The 21563-nt window shown below is 43.0% G+C and carries 13 protein-coding genes; 1 reads left to right on the top strand and 12 read right to left on the bottom strand.

The genetic code is table 11. From position 1 onward, the window contains the following. Nucleotides 1-9 precede the first annotated feature (9 nt). The 12 genes from OW495_RS14060 to OW495_RS14005 form a co-directional block, all read right to left on the bottom strand. Entirely contained in the window at nucleotides 10-1926 is a 1917-nt protein-coding gene (locus tag OW495_RS14060; RefSeq protein ID WP_065104257.1) for an ABC transporter ATP-binding protein, read from the bottom strand. After that, nucleotides 1904-2164: a glutaredoxin family protein gene (locus tag OW495_RS14055; protein WP_102384829.1), complete on the bottom strand. Its 261-nt coding sequence runs from the start codon at nucleotides 2162-2164 to the stop codon at nucleotides 1904-1906. Before OW495_RS14055 ends, OW495_RS14060 begins: the two co-directional genes overlap by 23 nt. Before the next feature lie 25 nt (nucleotides 2165-2189). Then, nucleotides 2190-4310, bottom strand: a complete 2121-nt coding sequence (gene rlmKL, locus OW495_RS14050) for a bifunctional 23S rRNA (guanine(2069)-N(7))-methyltransferase RlmK/23S rRNA (guanine(2445)-N(2))-methyltransferase RlmL (protein WP_102299728.1) — start codon at nucleotides 4308-4310, stop codon at nucleotides 2190-2192. 540 nt (nucleotides 4311-4850) lie between these two features. Then, nucleotides 4851-5399, bottom strand: coding sequence for a cell division protein ZapC (locus OW495_RS14045; RefSeq protein ID WP_017106984.1), 549 nt, complete (start codon nucleotides 5397-5399; stop codon nucleotides 4851-4853). Nucleotides 5400-5638: 239 nt separating this feature from the next. Further along, nucleotides 5639-6649 carry a quinone-dependent dihydroorotate dehydrogenase gene (gene pyrD / locus OW495_RS14040; RefSeq protein WP_289887135.1) on the bottom strand — a complete coding sequence of 337 codons (1011 nt, stop codon included), beginning with the start codon at nucleotides 6647-6649 and terminating at the stop codon, nucleotides 5639-5641. A 371-nt stretch (nucleotides 6650-7020) separates the two neighbouring features. After that, the gene (locus OW495_RS14035) at nucleotides 7021-11862 is read right to left on the bottom strand and encodes an NAD-glutamate dehydrogenase (protein ID WP_076672117.1); all 4842 of its coding nucleotides are present in this window, start codon (nucleotides 11860-11862) and stop codon (nucleotides 7021-7023) included. Between the two features lie 228 nt (nucleotides 11863-12090). Continuing rightward, a complete protein-coding gene (locus OW495_RS14030) occupies nucleotides 12091-12309 on the bottom strand; it encodes a DUF2835 domain-containing protein (protein WP_004733645.1) in 219 nt (72 codons plus the stop codon). 218 nt (nucleotides 12310-12527) lie between these two features. Then, on the bottom strand, nucleotides 12528-15134 hold the full coding sequence (gene pepN / locus OW495_RS14025) for an aminopeptidase N (RefSeq protein WP_102514310.1): 2607 nt from the start codon (nucleotides 15132-15134) through the stop codon (nucleotides 12528-12530). Nucleotides 15135-15352: 218 nt separating this feature from the next. Further along, a complete protein-coding gene (locus OW495_RS14020; RefSeq protein ID WP_076672121.1) occupies nucleotides 15353-16036 on the bottom strand; it encodes a hypothetical protein in 684 nt (227 codons plus the stop codon). A 275-nt stretch (nucleotides 16037-16311) separates the two neighbouring features. After that, nucleotides 16312-18306, bottom strand: a complete 1995-nt coding sequence (prc, locus tag OW495_RS14015; protein ID WP_102514311.1) for a carboxy terminal-processing peptidase — start codon at nucleotides 18304-18306, stop codon at nucleotides 16312-16314. A gap of 17 nt (nucleotides 18307-18323) precedes the next feature. Further along, the gene (gene proQ / locus OW495_RS14010; protein WP_017106990.1) at nucleotides 18324-18947 is read right to left on the bottom strand and encodes an RNA chaperone ProQ; all 624 of its coding nucleotides are present in this window, start codon (nucleotides 18945-18947) and stop codon (nucleotides 18324-18326) included. 97 nt (nucleotides 18948-19044) lie between these two features. Continuing rightward, entirely contained in the window at nucleotides 19045-19536 is a 492-nt protein-coding gene (locus OW495_RS14005) for a GAF domain-containing protein (protein WP_017106991.1), read from the bottom strand. A gap of 89 nt (nucleotides 19537-19625) precedes the next feature. Between OW495_RS14005 and OW495_RS14000 the strand changes: the two genes are divergently transcribed. After that, complete coding sequence (locus OW495_RS14000) at nucleotides 19626-21422, top strand: ABC transporter ATP-binding protein (RefSeq protein WP_102514312.1); 1797 nt, start codon at nucleotides 19626-19628, stop codon at nucleotides 21420-21422. Nucleotides 21423-21563: the final 141 nt, after the last annotated feature.

The following is a 21563-nucleotide window of genomic DNA, read 5'->3' as shown; positions in this document are numbered from 1 at the left end:
TATTACTTCTTAACTTTCCTGTTGTAGTGCCTCGAGCTCTTCCCAGCGCTCAAAAGCAACTTCAAGCTCCTGCTCTACTGCAGATAGCTTATCTAAAACTGGTTGTGTCTGCTCTACAGATTTTGAGAAGAAGTCTGGATCATTAACTTCTTGCTGCAGAGTTTCAATCTCGGTTTCCAATTCTTCCAAACGCAAAGGTAACGTTTCTAATTCTCGTTGTAGCTTATACGATAACTTCTTAGGTTTAGCTTTAACTGGCGCAGTTTTGGGAGTTTCCTCAACAACTTTCTCTGCCTTTGCTGGCTTTTCAGCCTGACGATACTCCAGTGCTTGTGCTCTTTGTTTCTGAGCATCGTGGTAACCACCAACAAACTCTTCAACTACACCGTTACCTTCAAATATCCAACTCGTCATTACCGTGTTATCAACGAACTGACGATCGTGGCTCACGAGAAGCAACGTACCCTCATAGTTGGCAAGCAAATCTTCTAAAAGTTCCAATGTTTCGATATCTAAATCATTGGTAGGCTCATCGAGAATCAACAAGTTATTCGATTTAAGGAAAATACGAGCCAATAACAAGCGGTTTTTCTCACCACCAGACAGCGCTTTAACCGGTGTACGAGCACGTTTAGGAGAGAACAAGAAATCTTGTAAGTAGCTGAGAGCATGACGCTCACGTCCGCCTACAGTTACTTCTTGCTTACCATCAGCCAGGTTATCAATCACCGACTTCTCAGGATCTAGAATTTCGCGGTATTGGTCAAAGTAAGCCACTTCAAGCTTAGTACCACAATGCAAACGACCTGAATCGGGTTTAAGTTGATCAAGAAGCAGTTTAAGCACCGTACTCTTACCACAGCCATTTGGCCCGATAAGTGCGATACGGTCGCCACGCATGATGTTGAAGCTAAAGTCTGTAACGATCTCTTTGCCTTCAAATGCAAAGTTAAGGTTCTCAGCTTCAAATACGATTTTACCTGAACGTGCAGACGTATCGATTTGGATATTCGCTTTACCTTGCACTTCACGACGATCTTGACGCTCTTCACGAAGCTTTTTAAGGGCACGAACACGGCCTTCGTTACGCGTACGACGAGCTTTGATGCCTTGACGGATCCAAACTTCTTCTTGTGCTAGCTTTTTGTCAAATTCAGCGTTTTGCATCTCTTCAACACGTAGCGCTTCTTCTTTCTCTAGCAAATAGTTGTCGTAGTCACCAGGGAAAGAACTTAGCTTGCCACGGTCAAGGTCAACAATGCGTGTTGCCATTGATTTGATGAAAGCACGGTCATGCGAGATAAAGATGATTGAACCGCGGAAATCTTTTAAGAAAGCTTCTAACCATTCGATCGTCGCTACGTCCAAGTGGTTGGTAGGCTCATCAAGCAATAATACGTCTGGGTCGCATACAAGCGCACGTGCAAGTGCTGCTTTACGTTGCCAACCACCAGACAGTTCCGTTAATTTGGTATTTGCTGTTAGTTTAAGAGCAGCAAGAACATTACTTACTCGATCTTCAAAACGCCAAGCATTGGCATGATCCAACTTTTCTTGAACGCGAGTAAGACGGTTTAAATTCTTTTCGCTCGGGTCTTCTGCAATAACATCAAGTAAGTTGTGGTATTCCTTAAGCAACTCACCTATCTCAGCTAAACCACCAGATACGTATTCGTAAACAGAGCCCTGCTCATTACGAGGAGGATCTTGCTCTAGACGAGATACAACCACATCTTGTGTGATCTGCATCTTGCCGTCATCCATGATGATGTTACCAGACAAAATCTTCATCAACGTTGACTTGCCTGCACCATTACGGCCAACCAAACACACACGTTCGTTTTCTTGTAGTGCGAAATCCGCACCATCTAATAATGGGTGATCGCCAAACGCTAATTGCCCATTATGAATTGTAAGTAATGCCATTCTTCTTTAACCAATCGTTAAGTTCTAACAAGCCAAATGGCCAGTTAAGCTCTGAGTGTTGAGACAAATCAGAGCTTTCAAATTTGAGCACCGGAATAGTGACCCCGTAACGGGAAAAGAGCTCATCATCCAATGCGATATCCACCACATTGATCTGATGACTTATATTCAGCTGTTCCGTGAGTTTGAGTGCCATCTCACATAGATGGCATCCTTCTGTACTGTAGAGAGTCAGCACTATATATCCTTATACAATCTCTTAATTACTTATGAGTAATCAACCAGCAGTTATGAATGTGCTTGTTGCGAGAGAAATCCAGAGGCAACGTCTTAGACGAGATATTCTGAGCTTTAAGACCCAGCTCTTCCAGTCCTTCCATATCCATCTTGAAATGACGCTTGTTGTTAGAGAACACAATCGTGCCTTCTTCTCTTAGAAGACGCTTTAAATCTTCCATCAACTGGATGTGGTCACGTTGAACATCAAAAGATTGATCCATACGCTTAGAATTTGAGAATGTTGGTGGATCAATAAAGATCAAATCGTAAGATCCTTGCTCTTTCGCCAACCATTGTAAGCAGTCAGCTTGAACAAATTGATGTTGACGACCAACACGGCCGTTCAGTTCCATGTTCTCTTTTGCCCACTCGAGATACGTGTTCGACATATCAACTGTCGTTGTAGAGCGAGCGCCACCTACTGCAGCATGAACAGAAGCACTGCCTGTGTAAGCAAACAGGTTCAAGAAGTCTTTACCACCAGCCATCTCACCAATACGACGACGAGTAATCTTATGATCCAAGAACAAGCCTGTATCTAAGTAGTCATGAAGGTTAACAATCAACTTAACGCCATATTCGTTTACTTCTAGGTTAGAAGAGTCTTGAGCCATCTTCTGGTATTGAGAACGACCCTTCTGCTTCTGACGAACCTTAAGCACTACGTTGTTTGCTTCAACGCCAGTCACTTGAATCGAAGCACGGATGATATCGGTTAAACGACGCTTAGCTTTGTCTTCCGGCACATCTTTAGGCGCTGCGTATTCTTGAATCACAAGGTGACCCGGATATACGTCAATCGCAACATTGTATTCTGGTAAGTCAGCATCGTAGATACGGTAGCAATCTAATTGCTCTTTCTTAGCCCACTTACCGATTTTGCCGATGTTCTTTTTAAGACGGTTAGCGAAATCAGGAGCAATCAGCTGCTCTTGCTCGCCAGTAGGACGCTCAGACATAGGACGGTCTGAAATTGAGTAGTTCTTCTGGTGACACGGTAACGCACCGTTATTCAGTTTGAACTGTTTGTCTGCACGCATACGCAAGCAGCTAAGTAATTCATCAGAACTTGAGAAGATAGAAGCGTTGCAACCGCCAAACTCAGCCTTCAGTTGAGCACCAAATGCCGTGTAGAGTGCAATCAGTCCCGGTTCTGTACCCAGACGCTCGCCGTAAGGCGGGTTAGACACAATCACACCATCAGTAAACTCTGTTGGGCGTTTAAGCTTTGCAGCGTCACCTACTTCGAATTCAATCAACTCTTCAACGCCAGCGCGACGTGCATTGTCACGCGCCGTTTTGATCATGCGTTCGTCATTATCGTAACCGAAGAACTTACATTCTACTTTCTTAACGCCACGACGGCCTTGAACGTTAGCTTCTGCTTTCACTTCAGCCCAAAGCTCTGGTTCGAAATCTTCTAGTGATTCAAAACACCATTTCTGACGTTTCACACCAGGTGCCATGTTTGCAGCCATCATCGCCGCTTCAATTACTAACGTACCTGAACCACACATTGGATCTAGGAAAGGTTTGGTTGCATCCCAACCACTACGAAGAAGAATCGCTGCAGCAAGAGTTTCACGCAATGGTGCACGACCGGATTCTGGACGGTAGCCACGTTGATGAAGACCACTGCCTACCATATCCACACCAAGGATCGCCTTGTCACGATGCAGACGAACGTGAATGCGGATATCTGGATTTTCTTTGCTGATAGATGGACGCGGTAAAGACTTCTTCTCAAAGCAATCTACAACGGCATCTTTTACTTTCATCGCACCGTATTGGCTATTACGGATTTCGTTGTTCGTACCATTGAAATCAACAACGAAACGCTTAGTGCTATGGAATTGATTTACCCAGTTAACCGCAGTGGTCGATAGGTAAAGATCCATGTCATCCATACAAGTGAATTCTGAAAGGACACGTACAAATCGAGAAGCCAAACGGCTCCACAAACAACAACGATAAATTTGCTCATTGGTGGCTTTGAATTTAACACCTGCTTGAACAGGTTTTGCGTTTGTAATCCCTAGTTGGGTTAGTTCTTCAACTAATAAATTCTCAAGGCCATTTGAGGTAACCGCTAGATATTGATTCATAGTGTTCTTTTATTGATAAAAATGAGCTCGATTATACCTGAATTTGTTACCAGAGCATCACACTAAACTCGTCTTTTCATTGAATCTTTCGACTAACTGCTTAGCAAATGGTCAGTCATGAAGCGATCGCTTACCCGGATTCCCTTACAACACAACAACTCTCAATCTCACAGAAATCACACTCATCGATAGGCCCAAGCCATTAAGTGCATTTATATTCACCTCTAAATTGGTATATACCAGGTGAGAATTTAGGTTGAAATTTAGCAACAAAAGCCCTCAAACAGGGAATAAACAGAGGAAATCCGCTATCGATAGTGAGAGAATCGGTCGAAATTGAGGTTAAAAAAGATACGTTTTTTACAAATTAAATAAGTGAACAACGTCATTCAAATGAATGAACTACGTCGTATTTATTGAGATAGGCTTTTTTAGGCACAAAAAAATCGGCTATTAAGCCGATTATGGGGAAGGTATTACAGGTTTATTCGTAGCGATATTTGGTCGAAATAGTGCTCTATTAACGCTCTAGGTTAGAGGTTAACCCACCATCGCAATATGCGTTTGATGAAGGATAGCATTTGCGTCAGTCATTCTATCGTGCATGACTTTAATCGAGTCTCCAAATCGTAACCCTTTTGAAGGCGTTAGGAGGAACTCTTCTAAGTCTACAAATGCACATAAGCTCGCACACTCTCCTACTTCTAATACAATGAAGTAACCAAGGCTATGCTCGTTATTCATTTGTACAATATCCCCTTCTTGAGGATATTCATGGCCTACGCCTTGTGAGTCGAAGAACCAGCTTTTAGGCTGTACAGGCTTATGAAAACGCTTCGCGGCCACACAATAAAGTGCAAGCTCGGCTTGTCGTGGCTCAGACAATTCTAAGCCAGAAATTTGTTCTTTGAAGGTTTGGTAAGAAGATGCATCATCAACAGTGAATTCATTATCTTTAAAAGCGCAGTCCACCAGCTTATTGCGGACCAGATTCGTTTTAAAAATCATATCCTCTCCGAGGTTTAGCATCAATGAACATTGCTGCTCATCGTAATACCAACTCCATGTATCGCTAGGTTTAAGCATCATTTCGTCTCACACTGTTGAACCATTCCGTTAGGTAAAACGCAAAATTACCTTCAATTACAGTAATTTTACTGCTCAACAGGCAAAAAAAAAGAGGAAATGAATTCCTCTTTCTTATCGCTTTTCTCTACAACTCAGTGAGTTACAGTGTCTCTTTTATCAAGACAATACCGGATTATAGATTTTCAGTGACGACTATTAGTTTTCAACCTATAGATCTTACGAACTACCGATTTTACGAACTATAGATTCTTAACGATGTCACGAACAAGGCCTGGACCTTTGTAGATGAAACCAGAGTAAACTTGTACAAGCTTAGCGCCTGCCATCATTTTCTCTTTTGCAGCAACGTAAGAGTCAACACCACCTACCCCAATGATCGGTAGTTGGTCGCCTAGCTCTTGATGAAGTTTACGAACAACTTCAGTACTGCGAGATTGAACTGGACGTCCGCTTAGGCCACCCGCTTCGTCGCAATGCTTCATACCTTCGACGATACTGCGATCCAATGTTGTATTAGTTGCGATCACACCATCGATCTTGTTTTTGATCAATGATTCGCAAATTTGGCTGATTTCGTCATCACTTAGATCAGGAGCGATCTTAAGAGCAAGCGGGACATATTTGCCATGCTTCGCTTCTAATTCAGATTGCTTGGTTTTTAGTTCAGACAACAGATCATCAAGTGCTTCGCCGTATTGTAGTGAACGAAGTCCTGGAGTATTTGGTGAAGAGATGTTTACCGCAATGTAACCTGCGTATTGGTACACCTTCTCCATACAGATGATGTAATCTTCTGCGCCCTTTTCAATTGGCGTGTCTTTGTTCTTACCAATATTGATACCTAAGATGCCGTCATAGTTCGACTTCTTAACATTCTCAATTAGGTTATCTACGCCTAGGTTGTTAAAGCCCATGCGATTGATAATACCTTCGGCTTCAACAAGACGGAACAGACGTGGTTTGTCATTACCTGCTTGTGGACGAGGAGTAACAGTCCCTACTTCTACAAAACCAAAACCCATTGCGCCAAATGCATCAATACATTCGCCGTTTTTGTCTAGGCCGGCAGCAAGGCCAACTGGATTTTTAAAAGTGCGACCCATGCACTCTACAGGTCGATGAGGTAATTGTTGGCGATACAAAAGATCAATAGGTGTGCCGGTGAAGCGTTTGAAATTTTGGATTGCAAGATCATGTGCCTTTTCGGCATCAAGTTGGAAAAAGCCAGTTCTGGCTAGACGGTAAAGCATTGTGCCTCCGATAGAAAAAAGCGCCGTGTAAACGGGGCGATATTATTTACTTATTTACCCAACTATTCAATCTATTACTGTCTGTAAGGGTAAGATAATCGAGTTTGCTAACGAAAGAGGTTTATTATTAAGCAAACGTTACCGTATCCTCCAGTGAATGGTCTATTTGACTATCATTCATGTAACGAACATCGTTTAACTCGGCCAATTAGAAGCTAACTTTATCAAGCATAAGTTACTCAACGAAATAATTGGATACGTCATTTACTATTCAACCAAACGACACTGTTCTGCCAAATAACATTGCTCAGCCAAACGAAAAAGGCAGACCTAATGGCCTGCCCTTGTTTCTTTTCGTTTTTATCTAGTCGCTAGTCTGTCGACATGCAGTTTAGATTCAATAGCATCAATTCACGTAGTGCTACTGAGAACTTAGCAAACTCATGAACCGAACCCACTTTGAATTCGTTCAAGATGCTTTCCCAACGGTGCAGGGAAACCGAGTTACTTTCCATCCAATCATCAAGCGCTTTAATCACATCGATGTCTGAAGCACAACCGCAGTTAAGCACTTGGCCAGTTAGCTGACGTTGCTGCCAATCCAGATCTTCTCTGAATGCTGCACGCGCCAGTGCTTGCCAGTTGTTGTCTACTGCTTGGCCATTGATTTGTTTCAAGAACCAGTGCAGAGATAAACGGTCACCGAGGTTGAAGTAAAGCTTAGACGCTTGTTGTACTGTTTTACCTGTTTCACGAGCTACTGTGGATATATCCAGTGCTGAGTACAAGCTAGACAAACGCGCAACTGAATTAGCCAACTCAGCGTTTACGCCTTGGTCAATCCATAACTGTGCCATTGCGTTATGCTCTTCTACTTCAGAAGCCACTAGGTTTTCATCCAGTTTCTCTGTGATCGTAAGAACATCACCCTGGTAAAGTTCAATCAGTGCTTTCACCGACTGTTTACCGGTACGGTTTCTTAACAACCAACGAGCCAAGCGACGAAGTGTACGACGAACATGGTAGATCAATTCGTATTGAGCTTCAGAACTTGAAACATTGTCCAGTTCACGGATGCTCTTCAGAACATGACCAAGACCGTAGATTTCACGTGATGCCGCGTAAGCATTTGCAATATCAACGATATTTGCGCCCGTCTCTTCTTGTAGACGAGTAACGAAGTTACAACCCATTTCGTTAACCATTTGGTTAGCCAGTGCCGTCGCAATGATTTCAGAGCGTAGTGGATGGTTATCCATATGCTGAGAATAGTTACGACGTAACGCTGTTGGGAAGTATTGCATAAGCTGTTGGGCATGGAATTCATCATTAGCGATATCATCACTAACAAGATCTTCTTTAAGTACCATTTTACCGTAAGCGACAAGTACAGAAAGCTCTGGTCTTGTTAGACCTTGACCCTGCTTTTCACGCTCAAGCAATGTTTCGTCATCTGGGATGTATTCCAAACCACGATCTAAATACCCTGCTTTTTCCATTGTATGAATAAAGCGGATTTGCTCTTTGACTAAGCCAACACCTTGATGCTCAGTAACCGAAATAGACTCAGCTTGGCAATATGCGTCGTCTAGTACGATTTCGCCCACTTCATCTTCCATCGATTCAAGCACTTGGTTACGTTGCTTAACGGTTAGATCACCGTTAGACACTAAACCATTCAAGAAGATCTTAATGTTTACTTCATTATCCGAACAGTCAACACCACCAACGTTATCAACGAAGTCGGTATTAACTCGGCCACCCGTCAGCGCGTATTCAATACGACCCAATTGAGTCATACCCAAGTTACCGCCTTCACCAACAACCTTAGCTTTCAGGTCACGGCCATCGATACGAAGCACGTCATTTGCACGGTCACCTACATCTGTGTGAGTCTCGTTTGAAGACTTAACATAAGTACCGATACCGCCATTCCAAAGAAGATCAACCTGCATAGACAAGATCGCTTTGATCAAGTCATTTGGTGCCATTGATGCTTTCTTAGTACCTAGCATTTTCTGAATTTCAGGCGTCAAAGAGATAGACTTCGCTCGACGAGAGAAGATGCCACCACCTTGAGAGATAAGATCTTTGTTGTAATCTTCCCAGCTTGAGCGAGGTAGATTAAACAAGCGCTCACGCTCTACCCAGCTTGATGCTGATTCTGGATTCGGGTCAATGAAGATATGCATGTGGTTAAACGCAGCCTGCATACGAATATGCTTAGACAACAGCATGCCGTTACCAAACACATCGCCCGCCATGTCACCTACACCGATAGCGGTGAAGTCCGTTGTTTGACAGTTGATGCCCATTTCACGGAAGTGACGCTTAACAGATTCCCAACCACCTTTCGCGGTGATACCCATTGCTTTGTGGTCGTAACCGTTAGAACCACCAGAGGCAAATGCATCGCCTAACCAGAAGTTGTACTCATCAGATACTGAGTTTGCGAGATCTGAGAACGTTGCTGTACCTTTATCGGCAGCAACAACCAAGTACGGGTCATCTTCATCATGACGAACAACACTCTTCGGTGGGATAACCTCGCCTTCGATTATGTTGTCTGATACGTCTAGTAGCGCACGGATGAAGCGTTTGTAACACCGTTGACCTTCAGCAAAAATTTCATCGCGGCCAGACATCATATGCTGACGCTTACAAACGAAACCACCTTTTGCACCAACCGGCACAATTACTGTGTTCTTAACTTGCTGTGCTTTAACTAGGCCTAGAATCTCAGTACGGAAATCCTCTTGACGATCTGACCAACGTAAACCACCACGAGCGACTTTACCGCCACGTAGATGCACACCTTCAATGTCTGGTGCGTAAACGAAGATCTCAAACGCAGGAACCGGCGCTGGGATATCTGGAATCTCGCTTGGTCTCATTTTCAGAGCCAACCAAGGTTTAGACTGTTTGTTGTCGTCTAACTGATAGTAGTTAGTACGAAGCGTTGCTGTGATCATTTCCATGTAGCGACGAATGATACGATCATCATCCAAGCTTTCTACATGATCTAATTGTTCAGTGATCTTCTTAATAAGATCTTGTTGGCCTTTCGCGCTGCCCTTCAATTTAGGATCAAAACGCTTGCCGAATAAGCTCACTAACCCTTTCGCTAGATCTGGGTAATGAGACAATGTGTCTTCAATATATTGTTGGCTGAATGGGAAACCAACTTGGCGCATGTAACGCGCATACGCACGTAAGATTGAGATTTCACGGCCAGAAAGACCAGCACCCAATACCAAGCGGTTGAAACCATCGCTGTCTAACTCACCCGCCCAAATTGCCGCAAAGGCTTGTTGGAAAAGATCGCGAGCTTCACGAAGATCAATCGTCTTATCACTCTTATGCAGCATCGAGAAATCAAGGATCCAATAAGTCACCCCATTGGTCTTGCGCACTTCATAAGGTGATTCACCAATAACGCGCAGACCAAAGTTTTCAAGCATTGGCATAACATCAGACAGATGAATCGGCTCATCACTGTGGTAGAACAGTTTCAAACGAACAGCTTTAGAATCTGCCGCCTCTTCTTGAGGACGGTAGAAAAGCATGCCAAGTTTGTTGTCTTCACTTAGTGCTTCTAGACGCTCGATGTCTGCAACCGCAGAACCTGGCATCATGTCTTCTTTGTACGAACGTGGGAATGCACGCATGTACTCTTTCGATAATGGAAGACCTTTGCTCTCACCGAAGTTAGCAACGATTGATTCAGACAGGCGGTCATCCCACGTAGACGATACTTCCATTAAATTTTGCTCAATTGTTTTCACGTCCACATCCATGTTGTTGTTATCAACACGAACAATATAGTGCGTTCTTGCCAGTGGGCTTTCAGAGAAGTATGTCGTGAATTCGACTTCTTCTTCGCAACCGAAGTATTGCTTCAAGATGCGCTGGGTTTGACGACGAAGCTCGGTGTTGTAACGATCTTTTGTTACGTAAACCATACAGCTGAAGAAACGGCCAAACGGGTCTTTGCGAACGAACAAGCGCAGAAGATCGCGATCTTGCATTTGTACAACGCCCGTACCGACTTCAAGTAGCTCTTCTTCTCGAGCTTGAAGCAGTTCATCACGCGGATAGTTTTCTAGAATATTGTGCAGTGCTTTGTAAGAGTATGAACCCTGACGGTAACCGCTTGCATCTAAGATACGCTCTACTTTCTCGCGAACTAGAGGAATGCTCTCAACGGTTTGGTTATAAACAGCAGAAGTGTAAAGACCCGTAAAGCGGTGCTCACCAATGACCTTGCCGTTTTTATCAAACTTCTTGATGCCGATGTAATCATTGTAAGCTGGACGGTGAATGCGTGAAGCCGTGTTGCCCTTGGTTACGATCAATACATACGGTTTTTTCGCTTCTAAGCGTGCCGAGTCAGAAAACTCAGACAGCTTAACGTTACGTACACGATCTGAATTTGCGAACAAACCAAGGCCTTGCTCCTTGGTAGGTTGTAGTTCAGTGTCGCCATTTACAGAAACAAGGTCGTATTCCTTGTAGCCCATAAACGTAAAGTTGTGCTCACCTAACCAACGAAGGAACGCAAGCGTTTCATCAAAGCGCTGACCATCAACTGGAATCGTCTCTTTTTGTTGTTCAACTTGATTTGTGACTTCTTCAAGTCTTTCTACCATTTGTAGCCAGTCATTAACCACAAGACCGGTATCGGTAAAGATATCCAACAGCTCTGTTTTAAGCGCTGTCATTTCAGCTTTGCTGCTAAGACGGTCAACCTCAATATGGAAAAGCGATTGGAATGCACCTTCATTGTTGCTGACACCAACCACACTTCCCTTATCAGAACGGGAGATTTGTGTTGGGTTGTGAAGCATAAGGTGAGAAGAGAGATCGAGGCGAGTTAATGCCATTTTTACAGAATCAACGAGGAATGGGCTATCTGGTACCACTATCTCAACGATAGTGTGAGTCGATTGCCAGCCTTGACGACTTACTGTCGGGTTAAAAACACGAACAGAGATTTCGTCGGCTTTCTTTTCATTGATGTGATGCCATAAGCTAACTACAGCACCGTATAAATCGGATTCGTTTCTCTGAGTTAGGTCGTCGTGAGAAACGTTACTAAACAAGTGTTGAGCAAGTTGAGTTACGAGAGGTCGATGAGCAAGGTCAAGTTTGTCTTGAATCAGTTTGTACACTTTTTCAAGTAAAACTGGAACCACAGTTTCACGTGCGGTCATAGTCACACTCCACAATTAGAATTATATTTTATTATTAGGGGGCTTACTTAAGCTGGTGTTTGAATTGAGCCGTTGAGCTCTTTTCTACTAACGAGTTAAGCAAAGGTAATGCATTCATTTATTGTAAAAGCATTATTGAGAAATAGTTAATTGTTTTGGAGGTGGTAAGAGGTGAAATGTTTGATTATGTGATTAAGATTCCTTTTAACTCACTAGGCACGCCAAGGTTTACAGAGCTTCCAACTTAATAAACTTATTTTTTTGGTCAGTTGTCAGTCTAAACTGCCCTCTAACCCCTATTTGTGTAAGAAAAGGTCTGAACCGAGTTGCAGGTAACTGTAGACGCAATCCAGTGGTTGTTATCACTTGAACTTTACTTGCTGCACCAGAATAGCTGGCCAAAAACTGCTGATATGAGATGTTAAGTTGGAAAATATAGCGATTCATACAATACCTGTGTAAATGTACAGTACCGGTATTTTTGGCACTGAACGATGTCTGAATGTGAAACTGAGCTTGAAACTGCTCTAGCTTATCGAAAATTCGATGAACCAGAAACAAAAAATCAGCGGCAGAGATTCTCTACCACTGATGACTTTTCGTTATTAATAAACAGGTTCTAGCAAACCGCTTATTAGCAAATCGTTACGTGAATGAACGCGAGCTTAAGCCTCAAGTGCTTTCGTCACTTTCTCAAACAAGTCTTTCGCTAGGTTATCCATGTTCTTCAACGTCTCGAGTTCTTTCTTGATCAAAGCTTGGCGCTCTTCATCGTATTTACGGAACTTAAGCAAAGGATCAATCAGACGTGATGCAACTTGCGGGTTGCTGCTGTTAAGCTCACGCAAGATTTCGCCTGCAAACTCGTAGCCCTGACCTGACTTGTCGTGGAACTGAACCGGGTTCATGTTTAAGAATGAACCGACCAAGTTACGAGTACGGTTCGGGTTTTTCAAACTGAACGCTTGGTGTGACATAGACGCCTTGATCACTTCAAGTGCGTTTGAACTTGGGTTTGTTCCTTGAAGAGCAAACCACTTGTCCATGACAAGACCATCGTGTTTCCACTTGTCGCTGTAATCCGCCATTAAAGTTTCACGACATGGTAGTTGCGCACTATTCGCCGCGCCCATAGCAGCCATAGTGTCTGTCATGTTGTTTGCTTGTTGGTACATAGCAACAACCAAGTCATTACCCTTTTCAGTATGCGCTAAGTAACTTAGACAAACTTTACGCAACGTACGCTTGCCAATCGAATCATGGTCAATCGTGTATTCTGCTAATGCATTGCTGTGGTAAACCGCAGCAAGTTCATCTTCAAGCTCTTTTGCTAACGTCACTTTCATTGAATGAAGTACTGACGAAACCGCATCGATGTCGACACGCTCGTACCAACCCGATACTTCATTATGGCTTGGTAGAGAAAGCATCTCTGCAATAAACGCAGGTTCTAACGAATCGCTGAGCAATACACCACGGAATGCATCAACCACTTCAGAAGAAAGTGCAAACTTTTGACCTTGTTGAACGTTATCTACGTTGCTGCGGATGTATTTCGCTAGCAGCATTTGCCCTGCATCCCAACGAGAGAATTCGTTGCGAGCATTCACCATCAGGAAGATCAGCTCTTCGTCTGAATAGTTGTATTCAAGTTTTACTGGCGCAGAAAACTCACGCAGCAGAGATGGAACTGGTTGCTCGTCTACATTCTCAAACACAAACGTTTGTTCCGCCTCTTTCACATCTAATACATTATGAATAGGCTGACCGTTACATTGTAACTCAATCACTTCACCCGACGCTGTGTATAGCTCGATATCTAAAGGGATATGCAGAGCTTGCTTTTCAGTTTGCTCATGAGTTGGCGCTGTTACTTGGCGAGTCGTTAACGTGTACTCTTTTTTCTCTGCGTCGTAATGGCTTTCAACAGAAAGTGTCGGCGTACCTGATTGGCTATACCATAAACGGAACTGAGACAAATCAACACCCGATGCGTCTTCCATTGCCGCTACGAAGTCTTCACACGTTGCAGCTGTACCATCGTGACGTTCAAAGTAAAGCTTCATGCCTTTTTGGAAACCTTCTTCACCCAACAATGTGTGGATCATTCGGATCACTTCACTGCCCTTTTCGTATACCGTCAATGTATAGAAGTTGTTCATTTCTATCACTTTTTCAGGGCGAATTGGGTGAGACATTGGGCTCGCATCTTCAGCGAATTGTGGACCGCGAATAATACGCACATTGTTGATACGGTTTACTGCGCGAGAGCCAAGATCAGATGAGAACTCTTGGTCACGGAATACCGTTAGACCTTCTTTCAAGCTTAACTGGAACCAATCGCGACAAGTAACTCGGTTGCCTGTCCAGTTATGGAAATATTCGTGACCGATTACTGCTTCGATACCTAGGTAATCGGTATCTGTTGCTGTTTGGTCGTTCGCTAAAACGAACTTAGAGTTGAACACGTTCAGGCCTTTGTTTTCCATCGCACCCATATTGAAGAAATCAACGGCTACGATCATGTAGATGTCTAAGTCATACTCAAGATTGAAACGCTCTTCGTCCCACTTCATTGAGTTAATCAAAGAAACCATCGCGTGGTTTGCGCGGTCTAGATTGCCTTTGTCGACAAAGATTTCGAGGTCAACATTACGACCAGATTGTGTTGTGTACGCGTCACGAAGTACATCGAAGTCACCCGCAACTAAAGCAAACAGGTACGCAGGTTTTGGATGTGGGTCTTGCCATTTAACCCAGTGACGACCGTTTTCAGCTTCGCCTTCATCTACACGGTTACCATTACTTAATAAGAATGGGTTTTCAGCTTTGTCTGCGATGACTGTTGTCGTGAATTTCGCCAACACATCTGGGCGATCCATATAGTAAGTAATGCGGCGGAAACCTTCAGCTTCACATTGAGTACAGAACGCACCACCCGATTTGTACAAGCCTTCAAGTGCGCTGTTCCCTTCAGGGTCAACTTCCGTCACGATCGTCAATGTAAAATCTTTCGGTAGATCATTCAGAGTAAGTAGAGTTTCAGACTGCTCATACTGCGTCCACTCCGTGCCTTCTACCAAAACAGACACCAACTTCAAGCCTTCACCATCAAGTACTAATGTCGAGCTTTCTTTCTCCTGCTTAACACTAGAAACAGCGGTAATGATGGATGCTGAATCGTACAAATCGAAAGTAAGATCGATTTCAGAAATAGTGTGAGATGGTGATTGATAATCTTTACGATACTTGGCTTGAGGTGTATGTGCCATGACGGGTTCCTTTTGATCGTTATACGTAATTATTTTTTAACTGTATATATCTAAAGGTTGAGCGCCAATAAAACAAGGGGAATATTGAAAAAAGGAGGCATTGTAGGAAAATGCCTCCATATTTTGCTATTTTATCAATCAAATTAGATAGGAACGCCTAATAAACAAGCAACAAACCATATTATCAACGAGTTCAATTTTAGGGCTAAAACTCGCACTTATCGAATACGATTAAGCACCGCAAACATGTCTCCTTCTTCACCTTGAAGCGTCAACACATCACTGTTTAATGTGTAACGAGTGCCGTGTTCGCCGTTCTCATAAAGCAACACCAACTGGTCACCTTCGGTGTAATACACTCCACGACGAATAACTTCACCACCTTCTTCATCTGATACTCTAAACATAAATATAAAATCAGGTTGAAGGACTAAATCCATTTTTTGAATGTTACTCGCACGCAAGTCACTTCCGGACAGTTCGGCGCTTGACCATATTCCCGCCAATGCGTTTGGCAAAGCCTTGGTGAACATAACACCGTTAAGGTTCAGCATATTGTGGTTACTGCTGTAGGCGTAAACCTGAGGCTCTGAGGTGTTCAAACCCAAAATAATTGTGTCTTCATTGGCATTGTACAAACCTTCCCAATGGTCGACACTGTAATCTTTCTTTTGAATATCAATAGAGAATGAGTAGTTTGAGTCAAGAGTCAGCTTGATTGCTCTAAAGTTTTCAGTGCCTTGCTCAGGATCTGGATTCATCAAATACCAATCACCAAGCAACAGAGGAAGGTCAAAATGAGATAGATTGCTATCGCTTTTTGATTGTTGAGAGTTCGAAGCGACCTCACTCCCGAAAGCAACAAAACTTAAACAAGATAAAAATAGTAGAATCCATTTCATACGCACGCCCTCGTTTTCTTTAAGCTTAGGCACGTAATGAATAGAAAGCGAAAAAATATGATCCAAGTCACTAAATTTTAAGTGCAAAGTAACTTAAATGTCATTATTCGACGCAAAATAGAGCCAAATAACCCTGAGTATTGAGTGTTCTTTGCGACAATCTCAACGGTTACAATCAGGTATTCCTGTCAAATCATAGACACAAAAAAAGCGAGCCTAAGCTCGCTTTTTAAATTGTGCATCTTTAAACAATCACCTTTTAACAGGTATTTGCTCTATTTCTTGATCATATCCAGCATGATAGCAACTGATTCATCAAGATAAGCATCCGGGGCTTCGTAGTCTTTGGGAATATCATCCAACGTTTTAAATGCCTCTAACTTAGCGGCTTTTTGACGTTGGTTAATACGCTCTAGACGAAGCGCATCCGCATCATCACTCTCTTGTTGACGAACCTTTTCATTAAGAGAAAGGTCGTTGTCGTCTTTATCTGCCTTATATTTTTCAATATCTTGCGCGATAAAGCCAAATTCCATGTCAGTAGCAATGCGAGCTTGGTGTTGGGCAGTCAAAGCAACTATTTTGTCATCGTTACGCTGTAACACTGAGTAGTTTGCTTTATCAATGCTGTCCCAAGGTAAAGCATTATCTTCAACACTTTCACCAGTATCTGCTGGATCAATTGGCGTTGGATAAGCGATATCAGGTACTACACCTTTGTTTTGCGTACTGCCACCATTGATTCGGTAGAATTTCTGGATTGTGTATTGAACGTAACCCAACTCTTTATCGAACAAATCATAGATATGATTCAAAGAGCGATGTTGTTGCACCGTTCCTTTACCGAAAGAGTTTTCGCCAAGGATAATCGCTCGACCGTAGTCTTGCATCGCTGCAGCAAAAATCTCAGAAGCTGACGCACTGTAGCGATTCACCAATACCGTTAATGGGCCTTGGTAACTGATTTCGCCGTCGGTGTCGCTGTTCACTTTGACACGACCGTAGCTATCACGAACCTGAACAACAGGTCCCTCTTTGATAAATAAACCAGAGAGTTCGGTTGCTTCAGTCAGTGCGCCACCACCGTTGTTTCGAAGATCAACGATAATCCCTTCAACACCTTGCTGTTTAAGCTCAGTGATCAGTTTATCGGTATCTTTAGAAAGGCCAACATAGAAACTTGGTACTTCAAGAACACCAATCTTCTTGCCATCTTTCTCGATAACTTCAGATTTAACAGCGCGGTCTTCTAAACGAATCTTGTCGCGTACAATTGTGACAACGTGACTTTTTGCGTCATTACCTTCCGGCAAGATCTGTAGCTTAACTTTGGTCCCTTTCGGGCCCTTAATCAGTTGTACTACGTCGTCTAAACGCCAGCCGATAACATCAACAACCTCTTCGCCATCTTGACCGACACCAACAATACGGTCACCATCACTCAATTGTTTGCTGTTTGACGCAGGGCCACCAGCAACTAACGAGCGAATAACGGTATAGTCGTCTGTCATCTGAAGCACAGCACCAATACCTTCCAAAGATAGATTCATCTCTGATTGGAATTGTTCTGCATTTCTTGGAGAAAGGTAACTGGTGTGAGGATCAACTTCACGCGCAAATGCGTTCATGTAGATTTGGAAAGCATCTTCATTATGCGATTGCGTAATACGCTTCATCGCATTGTTGTAACGCTTTTCCAAAACCTCTTGAATCTCTGGCCACTCTTTACCAGTAAGTTTTAGATTCAACGCGTCGTATTTAACACGCTTCCTCCAAAGCTCATTCACTTCGGCGATATCTTTCGGCCATTCCGCTTCACTACGATTGAGCTCAATACTTTCATCGGTATCAAACTTAATCTCAGTGTCTAGCAAAGACAGCGCATACTGAAAACGTTCAAAACGCTTCTGCATAGAAAGATTATAAACATCGAAGGCAATCTGGTTATTACCCGCTTTCAGCTGGTCATCAATTTGCAAAGATGAGGAGGAGAAAGAGTCAATATCAGCTTGAGTGAAGATATTACGATTATAATCCAGCATCTCTAAATAACGATTAAAGATAGCTTGAGAGAAATCATCGTTGAGATTGAAGTGTTTATAGTGAGAACGAGTAAATCGAGAAGTAACACGTTTACTAGCAGTTTCGTGTTGGACCTCAGGAGCGAGTAAAGGTAAATCGTCCTGATCTAATTTGGCTTCAAGAGCCTGAGCTGAAGCTGCTAGACAAAAGCTAGCAGCAATCAGTGTCAATTTTGAACGGCATTTCATGCGTAGGAGTATCTCCTTTAAGCGCGCAAGTGCTCCGCTTTAACAACCATTTGTAGGCCGTTTGCTAACTGAACACGTACATCTTCCTTATTGATTTCAACAATGGTCGCAGCCATGTTTCCTGTACCCATGTTCACATTTACTTCTTTGCCAGCGATGAATTCATCGGCGTTCAAAGCGCGTGTTTCTACAGGCTTTTCTACTTTTGGTGCTTTAGGCGCTTGACGACGAGGCTGTTGAGCTTTCTTCGCCTTAGTTTTCGCTTTGCCTTCTTCACGAGCTTTCTGTGCTTGTTCTTTACGACGAGCCTGAACTTTCGCTTTGCTTTCTGCAAGTGTAGCTTTAGCGTGTTCTACGTGCTCTTCTTCTAATGTGCCACACGCGTTGCCGTCTAGGTCAACACGATCTGCGCCAGCTTTTACGCCGTGCAGGTAACGCCATGATGATGTGTACTGTCTTAACGCTGCACGAAGCTGAGTCTTACTTACTTTTTCGTCTTCATTTAGACGTTCAGCAAGATCTTGAAAAATACCAATTTTAAGTGGTTTTGCTTCACCTTCTAGAGTAAAGCATTTAGGGAAACATTCAGCAACATATGCGATAACTTCTTTGCTGTTTTTTAACTTTTCAGTGTTTTCCATGTGGGTTCCTGGTTTTTGCGGTTTTCCGCGAGCATTAAGAAAATATTTTTACGTATTATAGAGAGATGCTTGGGAAAAACCACAGTAAGAGAATAATTTATGCCTTGTTCGCGTGCGAATTAAGCACCTTTTCCACTTCAGCCATAAAAAATGTCAATCCGTCTTCATCAATTTGAGAAAAACGACCAATATTTGGACTATCGATGTCAAGAACACCCACGACTTTACCACCGATAGAGAATGGAATAACGATTTCTGAGTTACTTGCAGCGTCACAAGCGATGTGACCTTCGAATTCATGCACATCATGAATGCGCTGAACTGTATTCGTCGCAACCGCAGTTCCACAGACTCCACGCCCTACTGGAATTCGAACACACGCTGGCTGACCTTGGAATGGACCAAGCACAAGCTCATCTTGTTGCATTTGCTTATCTTGCTTCATTAAGTAGAAACCAGCCCAATTAAGTTCATCTAATTCCATGAACAATAGTGAGCTAATATTTGCAAGATTCGCAATTAGATCGGTTTCTGATTCAATTAATGCAACGGCTTGTTTGGTTAAGCGTTGGTAATGTTCTATTTTCATATTAACTTCCAATTAAATTGAGACTTCCATTATCAAGAGAACGCAGTAAAATGCGGCCATCAAACTAAATAGGACTTATTCTCATTACAATGAACAATTCAGAAGACACTATTAGCCGTTCTTGGTTGATAACTCAAGTAAAAAAACACAAGTCCAAATTACTGTTTGCTAACTTTGTTGCCATTATTGCAACCTTAATTAGTGTCCCTATCCCTCTACTTATGCCACTCATGGTCGACGAAGTTTTGCTTGATAAGCCAGCTTCAGGGTTAGAGATGATGAATCACCTACTTCCAGTCTCGCTGCAAACCCCAACTGGCTATATTGCTCTTACTCTGTTGTTGGTTATCCTCATGCGCTCTGCTAGCCAAGCGTTGAATATTCTACAAGGTCGTCAATTTACTTTGGTTTCCAAAACGATCACCTACCAAATGCGTAGCAAGATGATCGATAAACTTGGCCGCATTAGCATCCGACAATACGAAACCAAAGGCAGCGGCGGTATTAATGCTCACCTTATTACAGACATAGAGACTATTGATAAGTTCATTGGCTCGACTCTTTCTAAATTTATCATCAGCTTCTTAACGGTGTTCGGTACCGCTATCGTCTTACTATGGTTAGAGTGGCGTTTAGGGCTGTTCATTCTACTGGTCAATCCTGTTGTTATTTATTTTTCTCGTAAACTCGGTAGCCGCGTTAAACACCTCAAGAAATACGAAAACCAATCGTTTGAGCGTTTTCAGAATCGCCTAGTTGAAACCTTAGACGGCATTTATCAACTTCGTGCCGCAAACAAAGAGCGTATCTTTCTTGATGAACTGAAAGTTCAAGCAAACCAAGTAAGAATCGATGCCGATAAATACGCGTGGCAATCTGAAGCCGCAGGTCGAGTGTCCTTTTTATTGTTTCTATTAGGTTTTGAACTGTTCCGTGCTGTGGCAATGCTGATGGTGTTATTTAGTGATTTAACCATTGGCCAAATTTTCGCAGTATTCGGCTATTTATGGTTCATGCTCGGTCCTGTTCAAGAGTTATTAGGGATTCAGTTTTCGTGGTACAGCGCGAAGGCCGCGCTTCAGCGTATTAACGACCTGCTGTTACTTGAAGAAGAGCATCGTCCGGTGAGTAAAGTGAATCCGTTCAATGAACATCAAGAAGTGACCGTCGATATTGAAGATGTTACATTCTCTTACACATTAGAAAACACTGTTTTAAATAGGCTATCCTTACACATACCTGCAGGTAAAAAGGTCGCTCTAGTCGGTGCCAGTGGCGGAGGTAAATCGACATTAATACAGTTGCTGATTGGGGTTTATCAAGCCGACTCTGGGTGTATTCGTTATAACGGTGAAACAACGGACGACATCAGCTTTGATGTAATTCGTAATCAAATTGCCGTTGTTTTACAGCAACCTATACTTTTTAATGACACATTGAGGCATAATCTGACCCTCGGCGCCGAATACGATGAAATGTCGCTATGGCGTGCGCTTGAAGTGTCTCAGATGCAAGATGTGATTAAGCAGCTAAGTAACGGTTTGGATACTCAAATTGGTAGGAATGGCGTTCGACTGTCTGGTGGTCAACGACAACGACTGGCCATCGCCCGTATGGTGTTGAGCAATCCGAAGTTTGTTATTCTTGATGAAGCGACATCAGCACTTGATACCGCGACAGAGTCCGCTCTGCACAAAGCGCTAAGCGAATTTTTGAAAGATCGCACAACTTTGATTGTGGCCCACCGATTATCAGCAGTGAAACAAGCTGATCTGATCTATGTTTTAGAAGATGGGCAAGTCACACAGACGGGAACACATGGTGAATTGGTTGAACAACAAGGACTTTATCAAACACTCTATGGCAGTGTGCAATCGCACGCCTGATGTTTGTCGTTCTAGTAAGTTAAGTCATTTCGATGTTTTAACCAATGCTTCAACTTGGGAGGTCTTGTGACCTCCCCCTCTCATCCTGTCACCGCTGAATCGTTACCAAGCGATCAACCATCGTCCGGACACCCACAAGGT

This window comes from Vibrio sp. 14N.309.X.WAT.E.F5, assembly GCF_030397615.1.
GTDB classification, from domain to species: Bacteria; Pseudomonadota; Gammaproteobacteria; order Enterobacterales; family Vibrionaceae; genus Vibrio; species Vibrio lentus.
The sequence above is the reverse complement of the archived record's forward strand: the minus strand, read 5'-3'. Positions and strand labels throughout refer to the sequence as shown.